13 protein-coding genes and 2 tRNA genes are annotated in these 13741 nt (G+C 54.3%); 14 read left to right on the forward strand and 1 reads right to left on the reverse strand.

The features are described 5' to 3' along the window. Positions 1-107: 107 nt before the first annotated feature. Positions 108-416, reverse strand: coding sequence for a YhbY family RNA-binding protein (locus tag EQV93_RS17280; RefSeq protein WP_122783711.1), 309 nt, complete (start codon positions 414-416; stop codon positions 108-110). Between the two features lie 107 nt (positions 417-523). On the opposite strand from EQV93_RS17280, the gene rlmE reads away from it, so the two are divergent. From rlmE to rpsO, 14 genes are all read left to right on the forward strand, one after another. Continuing rightward, complete coding sequence (gene rlmE, locus EQV93_RS17285; protein WP_122783710.1) at positions 524-1174, forward strand: 23S rRNA (uridine(2552)-2'-O)-methyltransferase RlmE; 651 nt, start codon at positions 524-526, stop codon at positions 1172-1174. A gap of 190 nt (positions 1175-1364) precedes the next feature. Further along, positions 1365-3272: an ATP-dependent zinc metalloprotease FtsH gene (ftsH, locus tag EQV93_RS17290; protein ID WP_122783709.1), complete on the forward strand. Its 1908-nt coding sequence runs from the start codon at positions 1365-1367 to the stop codon at positions 3270-3272. Between the two features lie 8 nt (positions 3273-3280). Beyond that, entirely contained in the window at positions 3281-4132 is an 852-nt protein-coding gene (folP, locus tag EQV93_RS17295) for a dihydropteroate synthase (RefSeq protein WP_240892039.1), read from the forward strand. Between the two features lie 16 nt (positions 4133-4148). Next, positions 4149-5486, forward strand: coding sequence for a phosphoglucosamine mutase (gene glmM, locus EQV93_RS17300; RefSeq protein ID WP_240892040.1), 1338 nt, complete (start codon positions 4149-4151; stop codon positions 5484-5486). 66 nt (positions 5487-5552) lie between these two features. Next, entirely contained in the window at positions 5553-6308 is a 756-nt protein-coding gene (tpiA, locus tag EQV93_RS17305) for a triose-phosphate isomerase (protein ID WP_240892041.1), read from the forward strand. Between the two features lie 3 nt (positions 6309-6311). Next, positions 6312-6695 carry a preprotein translocase subunit SecG gene (gene secG, locus EQV93_RS17310; RefSeq protein ID WP_240892042.1) on the forward strand — a complete coding sequence of 128 codons (384 nt, stop codon included), beginning with the start codon at positions 6312-6314 and terminating at the stop codon, positions 6693-6695. A gap of 29 nt (positions 6696-6724) precedes the next feature. After that, positions 6725-6810 (forward strand) — tRNA-Leu (locus EQV93_RS17315). 96 nt (positions 6811-6906) lie between these two features. Next, positions 6907-6983 (forward strand) — tRNA-Met (locus EQV93_RS17320). Between the two features lie 141 nt (positions 6984-7124). Next, positions 7125-7583 (forward strand): ribosome maturation factor RimP, encoded by a 459-nt coding sequence (gene rimP, locus EQV93_RS17325; protein WP_122783704.1) that lies wholly within the window; start codon positions 7125-7127, stop codon positions 7581-7583. 47 nt (positions 7584-7630) lie between these two features. After that, on the forward strand, positions 7631-9112 hold the full coding sequence (nusA, locus tag EQV93_RS17330) for a transcription termination factor NusA (protein ID WP_003439619.1): 1482 nt from the start codon (positions 7631-7633) through the stop codon (positions 9110-9112). 27 nt (positions 9113-9139) lie between these two features. After that, positions 9140-11644: a translation initiation factor IF-2 gene (gene infB, locus EQV93_RS17335; RefSeq protein WP_122783703.1), complete on the forward strand. Its 2505-nt coding sequence runs from the start codon at positions 9140-9142 to the stop codon at positions 11642-11644. Positions 11645-11802: 158 nt separating this feature from the next. Beyond that, positions 11803-12204 carry a 30S ribosome-binding factor RbfA gene (rbfA, locus tag EQV93_RS17340; protein ID WP_048383699.1) on the forward strand — a complete coding sequence of 134 codons (402 nt, stop codon included), beginning with the start codon at positions 11803-11805 and terminating at the stop codon, positions 12202-12204. 3 nt (positions 12205-12207) lie between these two features. Further along, a complete protein-coding gene (gene truB / locus EQV93_RS17345; RefSeq protein WP_240892043.1) occupies positions 12208-13125 on the forward strand; it encodes a tRNA pseudouridine(55) synthase TruB in 918 nt (305 codons plus the stop codon). Positions 13126-13288: 163 nt separating this feature from the next. Beyond that, on the forward strand, positions 13289-13558 hold the full coding sequence (gene rpsO / locus EQV93_RS17350; protein ID WP_122783702.1) for a 30S ribosomal protein S15: 270 nt from the start codon (positions 13289-13291) through the stop codon (positions 13556-13558). Positions 13559-13741: the final 183 nt, after the last annotated feature.

The following is a 13741-nucleotide window of genomic DNA, read 5'->3' on the forward strand; positions in this document are numbered from 1 at the left end:
GCGCAGGATGCTATGACTGCCTGATGCGTTGCGCGGGCAGAGATCATGGTAGGTCTGAAGGCAAGAGTGTCAGGGTGCGCCATGCGCACCCTTGACCCTTGTCGGCATCACTTGAAACGATGGACGTTCGACAGTTGCTTGTTCACATTGACGTTTTTGCGGTACAGAAGCGCCATTTTACCGATAACCTGTACCAAGTCCGCTTTGCCAGCCTTGCAAAGTTCTGCAATGGCCGCCAAACGGGCTTCGCGATCCAGGATGTTGACTTTGATTTTAATCAACTCGTGATCGCCCAATGCGCGTTCGAGTTCGGCTAAAACACCTTCAGTCAAACCATTGTCAGCCACAGTCAAAACTGGTTTCAGATGGTGGCCAATGGACTTGTACTGTTTCTTCAGCTCTTGAGTGAGCGGCATAATCTGACCCCTGTGTCTGATCTTGTAAAAAGCGGCGGCCAGTTTACCCGAGCGAGTCAGAGACCGCCCGGTTAATCACGACCCGTTTAAATTTTTTGAGGTGGCCCGTGGCCCGTTCCAAGACTAGCCTTAACTGGCTGAAAGAGCATTTCAACGACCCGTACGTCAAAATGGCGCAAAAAGACGGGTATCGTTCGCGTGCGAGCTATAAATTGCTGGAGATTCAAGAGCGTGATCGACTGATCCGTCCAGGCATGACTGTGATCGACTTGGGGGCAGCCCCGGGTGGGTGGTCTCAGGTGACCAGTCGTCTGATTGGTGGTCAGGGTCGTTTGATCGCGTCCGATATTCTGGATATGGACAGCATTCCTGATGTGACCTTCATCAAAGGTGACTTTACTGAGGATGCGGTACTGGCTGAAATCCTGGAGGCGGTCGGAAATACGCAAGTAGACCTTGTGATTTCTGATATGGCCCCCAATATGAGTGGATTGGCAGCTGTGGACATGCCTCGTGCGATGTTCCTCTGCGAGTTGGCGCTGGATCTTGCCGGTCGTGTATTGCGTCCGGGTGGTGATTTCCTGATCAAGGTTTTCCAAGGGGAAGGCTTCGATCAATACCACAAAGATATTCGCAAGCTGTTTGATAAGGTACAAATGCGCAAGCCTTCGTCGTCGCGAGACCGATCTCGCGAGCAGTATTTACTGGGGCGTGGCTTCCGTGGCATCGATGGTTCTGCCAGCGATGAGCGTCTCTGAACAGGCTGATAGGTTTTTTTGTATCGCTTTACAGAGCCGACATAAAGAATATTGTGTAGTCAAGCTTCACAAAGGGTTACAGACGGAGCCTACAAGGGTTGTAGGCAATGTAGTAAGTTATGCCGGTGAATATCATGCGAAGCGCGCTTCAGTAGCGGGGCTTGCTTCAGAGGGTAGCTAATTGAACGATATGGCAAAGAATCTGATCCTGTGGTTGATCATCGCAGCTGTCCTGGTGACAGTGATGAACAACTTCTCCAGTCCAAACGAGCCACAAACCCTCAACTATTCCGACTTCATCCAGCAAGTTAAGGATGGCAAGGTCGAGCGCGTTGCCGTTGACGGCTACGTGATTACCGGCAAACGCAGCGATGGCGATTCTTTCAAAACCATCCGTCCGGCGATTCAGGACAATGGTTTGATCGGTGATCTGGTTGATAACCATGTGACCGTTGAGGGCAAACTGCCTGAGCAACAAAGTATCTGGACACAACTGTTGGTTGCGAGCTTCCCCATTCTGGTGATCATCGCGGTCTTCATGTTCTTCATGCGTCAAATGCAAGGCGGAGCCGGCGGTAAGGGCGGTCCGATGAGCTTTGGCAAGAGCAAGGCGCGCCTGTTATCCGAAGACCAGGTCAAAACGACTCTGGCTGACGTAGCGGGCTGTGATGAAGCCAAGGAAGAAGTCGGTGAGCTGGTTGAGTTCTTGCGCGATCCGGGCAAGTTCCAGCGTCTGGGTGGTCGTATTCCCCGTGGCGTGTTGATGGTAGGCCCGCCGGGTACCGGTAAAACCTTGATCGCTAAAGCCATTGCCGGCGAAGCCAAGGTGCCGTTTTTCACTATTTCAGGTTCTGACTTCGTTGAAATGTTTGTGGGCGTCGGCGCAAGTCGTGTCCGTGACATGTTTGAACAGGCCAAGAAGCACGCACCTTGCATCATCTTTATCGATGAAATCGATGCTGTCGGCCGTCACCGTGGTAACGGTATGGGCGGTGGGCATGACGAGCGCGAGCAAACTCTGAACCAGTTGCTGGTTGAGATGGATGGCTTCGAGATGAATGACGGCATCATTGTGATTGCCGCCACTAACCGTCCTGACGTGCTTGACCCTGCGCTGTTGCGTCCAGGTCGATTTGACCGTCAGGTGGTGGTTGGCTTGCCGGACATTCGTGGTCGCGAGCAGATCCTCAAAGTCCACATGCGCAAAGTGCCAATGGGCGATGACGTCCAGCCGGCTGTTATTGCGCGTGGTACACCGGGGTTCTCGGGTGCAGATCTGGCTAACCTGGTGAACGAAGCATCCTTGTTCGCAGCGCGCACCGGTAAGCGTGTTGTTGAGATGAAAGAGTTTGAGCTGGCTAAAGACAAAATCATGATGGGCGCAGAGCGCAAATCGATGGTTATGTCTGATAAAGAAAAACGTAATACGGCTTACCACGAGGCAGGTCACGCTATTGTTGGGCGTGTAGTGCCTGAGCATGACCCTGTTTATAAGGTCTCGATCATTCCTCGTGGTCGCGCGCTTGGCGTTACGATGTTCCTGCCTGAAGAGGATCGTTATAGCCTGTCCAAGCGTGCGCTGATCAGCCAGATCTGCTCGCTTTACGGCGGTCGCATTGCTGAAGAGATGACCTTGGGCTTTGATGGTGTGACGACGGGTGCGTCAAACGACATTATGCGCGCCAGTCAGATTGCCCGGAATATGGTTACCAAATGGGGACTTTCCGAGAAGCTGGGGCCGCTCATGTATGCCGAGGATGAAGAGTCTTATCTGGGGCGCGGCGGTGGTCAGAGTGCGAATGTTTCAGGGGAAACAGCCAAGCTGATCGACTCTGAAGTGCGCAGCATTATTGATCACTGTTACAACACGGCCAAGCAGATCCTCACCGAGAACCGTGACAAGCTGGACGCTATGGCGGATGCCTTGATGAAATACGAGACGATCGATGCTGATCAGATCGATGACATCATGTCGGGTCGACCACCGCGTGAGCCACGTGATTGGGAAGATGGCGGTTCGGGAACTCCGACAGCGCCGAAACTCGACAAGACTGAACGTCCTGAAACACCTATCGGCGGCCCGGCTGCTGATCAATAAGGCTTGAAATGACCTCTGTTCAGCCCTCAACCCGGTTGCCTTGCGGCAACCGGGTTCTTGATTTGGCCCATACGCACGTGATGGGCATTCTCAATGTAACCCCCGACTCTTTTTCTGATGGTGGCCGCTTTGCCGCGCTGGACGCTGCATTGCGCCATGCTGAATCGATGGTCCTGGCCGGTGCGACTCTTGTTGATGTGGGCGGTGAGTCAACCCGACCCGGCGCCCCGACAGTTTCTCAACAAGAAGAGCTCGATCGTGTTGCCCCGGTTGTGGAGCGCATTAGTCGCGAACTGGACGTCATTATTTCAGTCGATACTTCGGCTCCCGTCGTCATGACTGAGGTTGCCCGTCTTGGCGCTGGCCTCATCAATGATGTGCGCTCTCTGCGTCGTGAGGGTGCCTTGCAGGCAGCTGCGGCGACAGGTTTGCCAGTGTGCTTGATGCATATGCTGGGTGAGCCGGGAGATATGCAGAACAATCCGCATTACGATGATCTGGTGGGCGAAGTTTCTGCGTTTCTGGCCGATCGTATGCAGCAGTGTGCAGCGGCCGGTATTGCGTCTGATCGAATTATCCTGGATCCGGGTTTTGGCTTTGCCAAAACCTTGCAGCATAATCTGAGCCTGTTCAAACATATGGATGCCTTGCTGTTGCTGGGGCGTCCTTTGTTGGTAGGGGTCTCGCGTAAAAGCATGATTGGCCAGGCGCTTAACCGATCGGTTGAAGAGCGGCTTTATGGCAGTCTGGCACTTGCGGCACTGGCGATGAATAAAGGGGCGCGCATTTTACGCGTCCATGACGTCGCCCAAACAGTTGATGTGGTACGGATGATCGCAGCAGTAGAGTCTGCCGACTAAGAATAATGGAGTAGTTATGACAAAGAAGTATTTTGGCACCGACGGTATTCGTGGTCGGGTCGGCGTCTATCCGATAACCCCTGACTTTATGCTTAAGTTGGGGTGGGCTGCGGGCATGGCGTTTCGCAGTAAGGGGGCTTGCCGGATTCTGGTAGGCAAGGACACGCGGATTTCAGGTTACATGTTTGAGTCTGCCCTGGAGGCGGGCCTGTCTGCAGCCGGTGCCGATGTGATGCTCTTGGGGCCAATGCCAACACCTGCCATTGCCTATCTGTCGCGTACCTTTCATGCGCAGGCGGGTATTGTGATCAGCGCATCGCACAATCCTCATGACGATAACGGTATCAAGTTCTTTTCGGGCGATGGCACCAAGCTGCCGGATGATGTTGAATTGATGATCGAGGAGTTGCTGGATGCTCCCATGACGGTCGTTGACTCTGACAAGCTCGGCAAGGTGTCGCGCATCAATGATGCTCCGGGTCGCTATATCGAATTTTGCAAAAGCAGTGTTCCTACCAGCACCAATTTCAGTGATCTCAATATCGTTCTCGACTGTGCCCATGGTGCTACCTACAAAGTTGCCCCTAGCGTGTTCAAGGAGTTGGGTGCGCAAGTCACGGTTCTGTCGGCTCAGCCTAATGGTTTGAATATCAACGATAACTGCGGCTCGACCCATATGGAGTCATTGCAGGCGGCCGTGCTGGCTGAGGGCGCTGATCTGGGCATCGCTTTTGATGGCGATGGTGATCGGGTCTTGATGGTGGACCATACGGGTGCAATTGTTGATGGCGATGAGCTGTTGTTTATCATCGCCAGAGATTTGCACGAGCGCGGCAAGTTGCAAGGCGGTGTCGTCGGCACATTGATGAGCAATTTGGGGCTTGAGTTGGCGCTGGGCAATCTTGGGATTCCATTTGTGCGCGCCAATGTCGGTGACCGCTATGTGATTGCTGAGCTACAAGAGCGCGAATGGCAGATTGGCGGTGAGAACTCCGGTCACATCCTCTGCCTGCAGAACACCACAACGGGTGATGCCATTATCGCGGCGCTTCAGGTGTTAATGGCTTTGCGCCGTCGTGGCGAAGGCCTGGCTCAGTCGCGTCAAGCCTTGCGCAAGTGTCCACAAGTGCTGATCAATGTGCGTTTTGGCGGGGGTGTTAATCCGTTGGAGCACCCAGCTGTCAAAGAGGCGTGCGCGCGGGTAACAGAGGCCATGCAGGGTCGTGGGCGTGTGCTGTTGCGCAAGTCCGGCACCGAGCCATTGGTGCGTGTGATGGTCGAAGGCGATGACGAAAGCATGGTTCGCGGATGCGCCGAAGAGCTGGCAAAACTGGTAAGTGAAGTTTGTGTCTGAATTCGGCTTGCCAGCGCGGATGTGGTTGGGTAACATCTGCGCCCACTTTGACCGATGAGGTAAAGCATGCGTCGCATGATGGTAGCTGGTAACTGGAAGATGTACGGTACCCGCGCCAGCGTCGATGCGCTGATCAACGGTCTGCGTGGTCTGGCCTTGCCTAACGATGTTGATGTTGCAGTTTTTCCGCCTCAGCTGTTTATTGATCGTGTTATCAATGGCTTGCAAGGTGCACCGATTTCGGTTGGTGCTCAGGATGCTGCGGTGAATTCGGAGCAGGGCGCCCTGACTGGCGAGATTTCTTCGAGTCAGTTGTTGGACGCAGGTTGCAAGTTGGTACTTGTGGGTCACTCTGAGCGTCGCCTGATTCTGGGTGAGCAGGATGAGACACTTAACCGCAAGTTTGCAGCAGCTCAAACCTCTGGCTTGACGCCAGTGTTGTGCATAGGGGAAACCCTTGAGCAGCGCGAAGCGGGACAAACGCTGGAAGTGGTAGAGCGTCAACTGAATGCCGTGATCGACGAGTTTGGTATTGATGCTTTTGTAAATGCTGTGATTGCTTACGAGCCGGTCTGGGCCATTGGCACCGGGCTGACCGCATCACCGCAGCAAGCGCAAGATGTGCATGCGGCCATTCGCTCACAGCTCGCGCAAAAGAATTCTGAAGTGGCACAAGGTGTGCGGCTTCTATACGGCGGCAGCGTGAAGGCGGCCAATGCGGTCGAACTGTTCAGCATGCCGGATATCGATGGGGGACTCATTGGCGGGGCTTCCCTGAATGCAGATGAGTTCGGTGCGATCATTCGTGCCGCAGGAAACTGAGAAATGCTGGATAACGTCGTAACTGTGTTTCATCTGCTGACAGCATTGGGTGTAATTGCCCTGGTTCTGCTGCAACAGGGTAAGGGAGCGGATGCTGGAGCATCTTTCGGCGCAGGTGCATCAAATACTGTGTTCGGAAGCCAAGGTTCCTCTACCTTTCTTAGTAAGTTTACTGCTATACTTGCCGCAGGTTTTTTCATAACCAGCTTAGGGTTAGGTTACTTTGCTAAAGAGAAAGCTGAACAGCTGACTCAAGTAGGTTTGCCAAATCCAGCGGTGTTGGAAGTTCCAGTGCAAAAGCCGGCTTCAGATGATGTTCCGGTGCTTGAAGAGCAAAAGTCGGCAACACCTGCGACTGACATACCTCCAGCTCAAGAGCAAAAGTAAAACGGGTTTCATGATGTAAATGCAGTATTGCCGAGGTGGTGGAATTGGTAGACACGCAACCTTGAGGTGGTTGTGCCCATAGGGTGTAGGGGTTCGAGTCCCCTTCTCGGTACCAATTATCAAGAATGCCCGCAGTAGCGGGCTTTCTTGTATGTGGAAGGTTGGATTGACCCTGAAAAGGATCAACCGTATACTTCCGCTCCAGCTTTGTCGCGGGATGGAGCAGTCTGGTAGCTCGTCGGGCTCATAACCCGAAGGTCGTCGGTTCAAATCCGGCTCCCGCAACCAGTTTTAGCGGAGCCCCTTATTAGGGGCTTTTTGTTAACTGGACACTTTATAGCGTCGGTATTCAACGACGTTTCAGAGATGGGCGCTTCGCCCATTTTTTTATTTTGCACAGCATGCACAAACATGCACTAGGGGGTTCAGGTGTCGAGCAAGCTAGAAGAGTTGCAGGCCTTGTTGGCCCCGGTGGTCGTGGCCCTAGGCTATGAATGCTGGGGTATTGAATTTTCGGCTCAAGGCCGCCATTCAATGTTGCGTGTGTATATCGACAAGGAAGGCGGCGTACTGGTGGATGACTGCGCTATTGTCAGTCGTCAGATCAGCGGCGTTCTGGATGTCGAAGATCCTATCGCTGTTGAATACACCCTTGAAGTTTCTTCTCCTGGCATGGAACGCCCTCTGTTCACTCTCGAACAGTTTGCCCAATTTGTCGGTGAGCAAGTGAAGATCAAGCTGCGCTCGCCTTTTGAAGGGCGACGCAACTTTCAGGGCCTTCTGCGCGGCGTAGAAGAGCAGGACATTGTGGTGCAGGTTGAAGACCATGAATTCCTGTTGCCGATCGATATGATCGACAAGGCCAACATTATTCCCAGTTTTGACTGAGACGCGGATCCCGCGGATCCAATGGCTTGCGAAAGGCGAGGCGTACGATGAGCAAAGAAGTACTGCTGGTTGTTGAGTCGGTGTCCAATGAAAAGGGCGTACCGGCAAACGTTATTTTTGAGGCGCTGGAATTGGCTTTGGCCACTGCGACCAAAAAACGTTTTGAAGACGAAGTCGATCTGCGTGTGGAAATCAATCGCCACACCGGTAACTATGAGACTTTCCGTCGCTGGACTGTGGTCGAAGACGAAGATCTGGATGATCCAGCAATCGAGTTGGCGGTAGACCAGGCCCAAGCGAAACAGCCAGGCGCTGTAGCTGGCGATATTATCGAAGAGAAAATCGATTCTATCGAATTCGGTCGGATCGCTGCACAAACGGCCAAACAGGTCATTGTGCAAAAAGTCCGCGAAGCTGAGCGTGCTCAAGTAGTCGATGCTTATCGTGAGCGTCTGGGCGAAATCATTTCGGGCACCGTTAAAAAGGTGACACGTGACAATGTGATCGTTGATCTGGGTAACAACGCTGAAGCGTTGCTGGCCCGTGAAGACATCATTTCGCGTGAAACTTTCCGCGTTGGCGTACGCCTTCGCGCGCTGCTCAAGGAAATTCGTACCGAGAACCGCGGTCCTCAACTGATTTTGTCGCGTACAGCGCCAGAAATGTTGATCGAGCTGTTCCGTATTGAAGTTCCAGAGATCTCCGAAGGTCTGATCGAAGTGATGGCGGCCTCCCGCGATCCTGGATCTCGCGCTAAAATAGCCGTTCGCTCCAAAGATAAACGCATTGATCCGCAAGGTGCTTGCATTGGTATGCGCGGTTCGCGCGTCCAGGCAGTGTCTGGCGAATTGGGCGGAGAGCGAGTGGATATCGTCCTTTGGGATGACAACCCGGCGCAGTTCGTGATCAACGCAATGTCGCCAGCTGAAGTAGCGGCAATTATTGTTGACGAAGATGCCCATGCAATGGACATCGCCGTTGGCGCAGACAATCTGGCCCAGGCGATTGGTCGCGGCGGTCAGAACGTACGTTTGGCTAGCCAGTTGACTGGCTGGACCTTGAACGTGATGACCGAATCGGACATCCAGGCTAAACAGCAAGCAGAAACCGGCGACATCCTGCGTAACTTCATCGAAGAGCTGGAAGTTGATGAAGACCTCGCGCAGGTACTGGTTGATGAAGGCTTTACCAGCCTGGAAGAGATTGCCTACGTACCGGTGGAGGAAATGCTCAACATCGATGGCTTTGACGAAGATACCGTCAACGAGCTTCGCGCTCGAGCCAAGGATCGTTTGTTGACTAAAGCCATCGCTACTGAGGAAAAGCTGGCAGACGCCCATCCGGCCGAAGACCTGCTCTCGCTTGAGGGTATGGACAAGGATTTGGCGATGGAACTGGCGGTGCGCGGCGTAATTACCCGCGAAGACCTGGCCGAGCAGTCTATTGACGATCTGCTCGACATCGACGGCATTGACTCAGATCGTGCCGGCAAGTTGATCATGGCCGCCCGAGCCCATTGGTTCGAGTAACTAGGCGCGGCCTGAGGAGAGAAATGCATGACGCAAGTCACGGTGAAACAACTGGCCGATGAGGTCAAAACACCGGTTGAGCGCCTGTTGCAGCAGATGCGTGAGGCAGGTCTGCCGCACACCGCCGCCGAGCAGAATGTAACCGACAGTGAGAAGCAAGCTCTGCTGACTCACTTGAAAAGCAGCCACAAGGCTAAAGTGGAAGAACCGCGCAAGATCACTTTGCAGCGTAAAACCACAAGCACCCTGCGTGTTGCTGGCAGCAAAAGCATCAGCGTTGAAGTGCGCAAGAAGAAAGTCTTCGTACAGCGCAGCCCGGAAGAAATTGAAGCCGAGCGCAAACGTGAGATGGATGAACGCCGCGCAGTAGAAAATGCTGCACGTCAAAAGGCTGAAGAAGAGTCCAAGCGTCGCGCCGAAGAAGAAGCGCGCCGTCAGCCTGCTCAAGCTGCTGCCCCGGCAGCCGCAGCGCCTGCACCTGTGCAAGCAGCTCCGGCTCCGAGCGCGGCACCTGCTCCAGCGCCTGCTGATGCACGCAAGCGTGACGAACAGCGTCGCCCGGACAAACCACGTGCCGATGATAACAATCGTCGTGGTAACAGCGACGGTGATCGCAAGAACGCTCCGCATCGTGCTTCGGTTAAAGAAAAAGCACCGACGCCACGTGTTGCTCCGCGCACTTCCGATGAAGAAAGCGATAGCTTCCGTCGTGGTGGCCGTGGCAAGGGCAAGCTGAAGAAACGTAACGCTCACGGTTTCCAGAGCCCAACCGGCCCTGTGGTTCGTGACGTTCAGATCGGCGAGACCATCACTGTTGGCGATTTGGCCGCACAGATGTCGGTCAAGGCTGCTGAAGTCATCAAGTTCATGTTCAAGCTGGGTACGCCAGCGACCATCAACCAGGTACTGGATCAGGAAACTGCTCAACTGGTTGCTGAGGAACTGGGCCACAAAGTGACTTTGGTTAGCGACAACGCCCTGGAAGATTCCCTGGCCGAGTCCCTGAAGTTTGAAGGCGAGTCGTTCTCCCGTGCACCGGTTGTGACCGTAATGGGCCACGTTGACCACGGTAAAACGTCCCTGCTCGACTACATCCGTCGTGCCAAAGTAGCTGCTGGCGAAGCCGGTGGTATTACTCAGCACATCGGTGCATACCACGTTGAAACCGAACGCGGCATGGTTACGTTCCTCGATACCCCGGGTCACGCTGCGTTTACCGCAATGCGTGCACGTGGTGCCAAGGCGACTGACATCGTGATTCTGGTTGTGGCTGCAGACGACGGTGTAATGCCGCAGACCATCGAAGCTGTTCAGCATGCGAAAGCAGCTGGTGTGCCGCTGGTGGTTGCAGTGAACAAAATCGACAAGCCAGGTGCTGATCTCGATCGCATCCGCAGCGAGTTGTCCGTTCACGGCGTGACGTCGGAAGAGTGGGGTGGTGACACTCCGTTTGTTTCGGTCTCGGCGAAAATGGGTACCGGCGTTGACGAATTGCTCGAAGCCGTATTGCTGCAAGCTGAAGTTCTGGAACTCAAAGCCACTCCATCGGCTCCTGGCCGTGGCGTAGTGGTTGAGTCCCGTCTGGACAAAGGCCGCGGCCCTGTTGCAACCGTTCTGGTTCAAGACGGTACTCTGCGCCAAGGCGACATGGTGCTGGTCGGCTCCAACTACGGCCGCATCCGCGCCATGCTCGATGAGAACGGCAAGCCTATCAAGGAAGCCGGTCCATCCATCCCTGTCGAGATTCTCGGCCTGGACGGTACGCCAGATGCTGGCGACGAGATGAGCGTAATGACCGACGAGAAGAAGGCGCGTGAAGTTGCCCTGTTCCGTCAAGGCAAGTTCCGCGAAGTGAAACTGGCGCGTGCTCACGCAGGCAAGCTGGAAAACATCTTCGAGAACATGGGCCAAGAAGAGAAGAAGACGCTTAACATCGTCCTCAAATCTGACGTCCGTGGTTCGTTGGAAGCTTTGCAGGGCGCTCTTAGTGGCCTGGGTAACGATGAAGTGCAAGTGCGCGTAGTGGGCGGCGGCGTCGGTGGTATCACCGAAAGCGACGCTAACCTGGCACTGGCCTCCAACGCTGTATTGTTCGGCTTCAACGTGCGTGCTGATGCAGGCGCTCGTAAGATTGTCGAGCAAGAAGGCCTGGACATGCGTTACTACAACGTCATCTACGACATCATCGAAGACGTCAAGAAAGCCCTTACCGGCATGCTTGGCAGCGACGTTCGGGAGAATATCCTGGGTATTGCTGAAGTCCGCGACGTGTTCCGTTCGCCTAAGTTCGGTGCAATTGCTGGCTGTATGGTGCTGGAAGGTGTTGTTCACCGTAACCGTCCAATCCGCGTACTGCGTGACGACATCGTTATCTTCGAAGGCGAGCTGGAATCCCTGCGCCGCTTCAAGGATGACGCTGCCGAAGTGCGTGCCGGCATGGAATGCGGTATCGGCGTCAAGAGCTACAACGACGTTAAAGTCGGTGACAAGATCGAAGTGTTCGAGAAGGTTCAGGTTGCTCGCAGCCTGTAAACCGCGAACCTCAAGAGCAAAGACGAGCCGCAGCATGCAGATGCAGTGCGCTCTGTCTGGACTCTAAACGCAACGCCCGGTCCGGCTTTTGTCTGGCCGGGCGTTTGCCGCTTTCAGAACGCATGGGTTTCCCATGGGTGAGTAACAGGTAACAAGACATGGCAAAAGAATACAGCCGTACCCAACGTATCGGCGATCAGATGCAGCGTGAGCTGGCACAGCTGATCCGTCGCGAAGTTAAAGACCCGCGCGTGGGTCTGGTCACTATTACTGCGGTAGAAGTCAGCCGTGACGTAGGTCACGCCAAGATTTTCATTACGGTAATGGGTCAGGACAACGCTGAAGATATTGCTCAGACCATCAAGGTTCTGAACTCCGCTGCAGGCTTCCTGCGCATGCAACTGGCGCGTGAAATGAAGCTGCGCAGTGTTCCTCAGTTGCATTTCCACTATGACGAAAGCGTTGTACGTGGCGCTCATCTGTCCGCTTTGATCGAGCGTGCAGTGGCTGAAGACAATCAGCACCCTGAAGCCACCGCTCCTGAAGACACCAAGGAGTAACCGGTGGCTCAGGTCAAGCGTATCCGTCGTAACGTCAGTGGCATCATCCTGCTCGATAAGCCGCTTGGGTTTACCTCCAACGCGGCTTTGCAGAAAGTCCGCTGGCTGCTCAATGCTGAAAAGGCAGGGCACACCGGTAGTCTCGATCCTTTGGCCAGCGGCGTCTTGCCGTTGTGCTTTGGCGAGGCCACCAAGTTTTCGCAATACCTGCTCGATTCCGACAAGGGTTATGAAACCTTGATGCAATTGGGCAAGACTACGACAACGGCCGATGCCGAAGGCGAGGTTTTACAGACGCGCCCGGTGACCGTTGGTCGCGCCGATATTGAAGCTATATTGCCGAAATTTCGCGGGCAAATCAGTCAGATACCGCCGATGTACTCTGCTCTCAAACGTGATGGCCAGCCCCTTTACAAGTTGGCACGTGCAGGCGAAGTGGTGGAGCGTGAACCGCGTTCTGTTACTATTACCCGCCTCGAATTGTTGGCCAGCGAAGGCGACACTGCACGCTTGGCCGTCGACTGCACCAAAGGCACTTATATCCGTACCCTAGTGGAAGATATTGGTGAGCAATTAGGGTGCGGTGCATACGTTGCAGAACTGCGTCGTACGCATGCAGGCCCGTTTAGCCTGGCCCAAACCGTCACGCTGGAAGAGCTGGAAGCTGTGCATGCCGAAGGTGGTAACGAAGCGGTGGATCGTTTCCTGATGCCTTCAGACAGCGGTTTGCTTGATTGGCCGTTACTGCACTTTTCGGAGGCTAGCGCGTTTTACTGGCTCAATGGCCAGCCAGTACGCGCTCCCGATGCGCCCAAGTTCGGCATGGTGCGGGTACAAGATCACAACGGTCGCTTTATCGGTATCGGTGAAGTGAGCGAAGACGGGCGCATTGCGCCGCGTCGACTGATTCGGTCGGAATGACCGGAACAGGCCGGGTCGGGATGTTATTGTCCCGGGCCGGACTGAAACGAGGGTGGCTGTTATTAGGCACGGTCACATCTCATTTTTAAATACGAGGATTTGTCCTCGGCCTATTGGATCTGTCTTGTTCGCAAGCAGACCCCTAATTGAAAGGAAATGCCTCATGGCACTGACAATCGAACACAAAGCAGAAATCGTAAAAGACTACCAGCAAGCTCCAGGTGATACAGGTTCTCCAGAAGTGCAGGTTGCACTGCTGACCTTTAACATCAACACGCTGCAAGGTCACTTCAAAGCTAACAGCAAAGATCACCACTCCCGTCGTGGTCTGATCCGCATGGTAAACCAGCGTCGTAAGCTGCTGGACTACCTGAAAGGCAAAAACGTTGAGCGTTACAAAGCGCTGATCGCTCGCCTGGGTCTGCGTCGCTAATAGCGATGTTGCTAGAGGCTGGTTGTCTGTCGTGTGTCTGCGGGTTTCCCGCAGACTCGTGGCAGGCTTCCAGCCTCAAGTTTTATCTGGGCTACCCGGATTCTTACGAAAACTTGCCGCTCGGGCTGTTTTCGTAAGCATCTTGAATCGGGTCAATACCCGATGTTGCACAGGACTTTCGCA

Origin of the sequence: Pseudomonas sp. TMW22091 (assembly GCF_022496705.1) — a bacterium.
Taxonomy (GTDB): domain Bacteria; phylum Pseudomonadota; class Gammaproteobacteria; order Pseudomonadales; family Pseudomonadaceae; genus Aquipseudomonas; species Aquipseudomonas saxonica.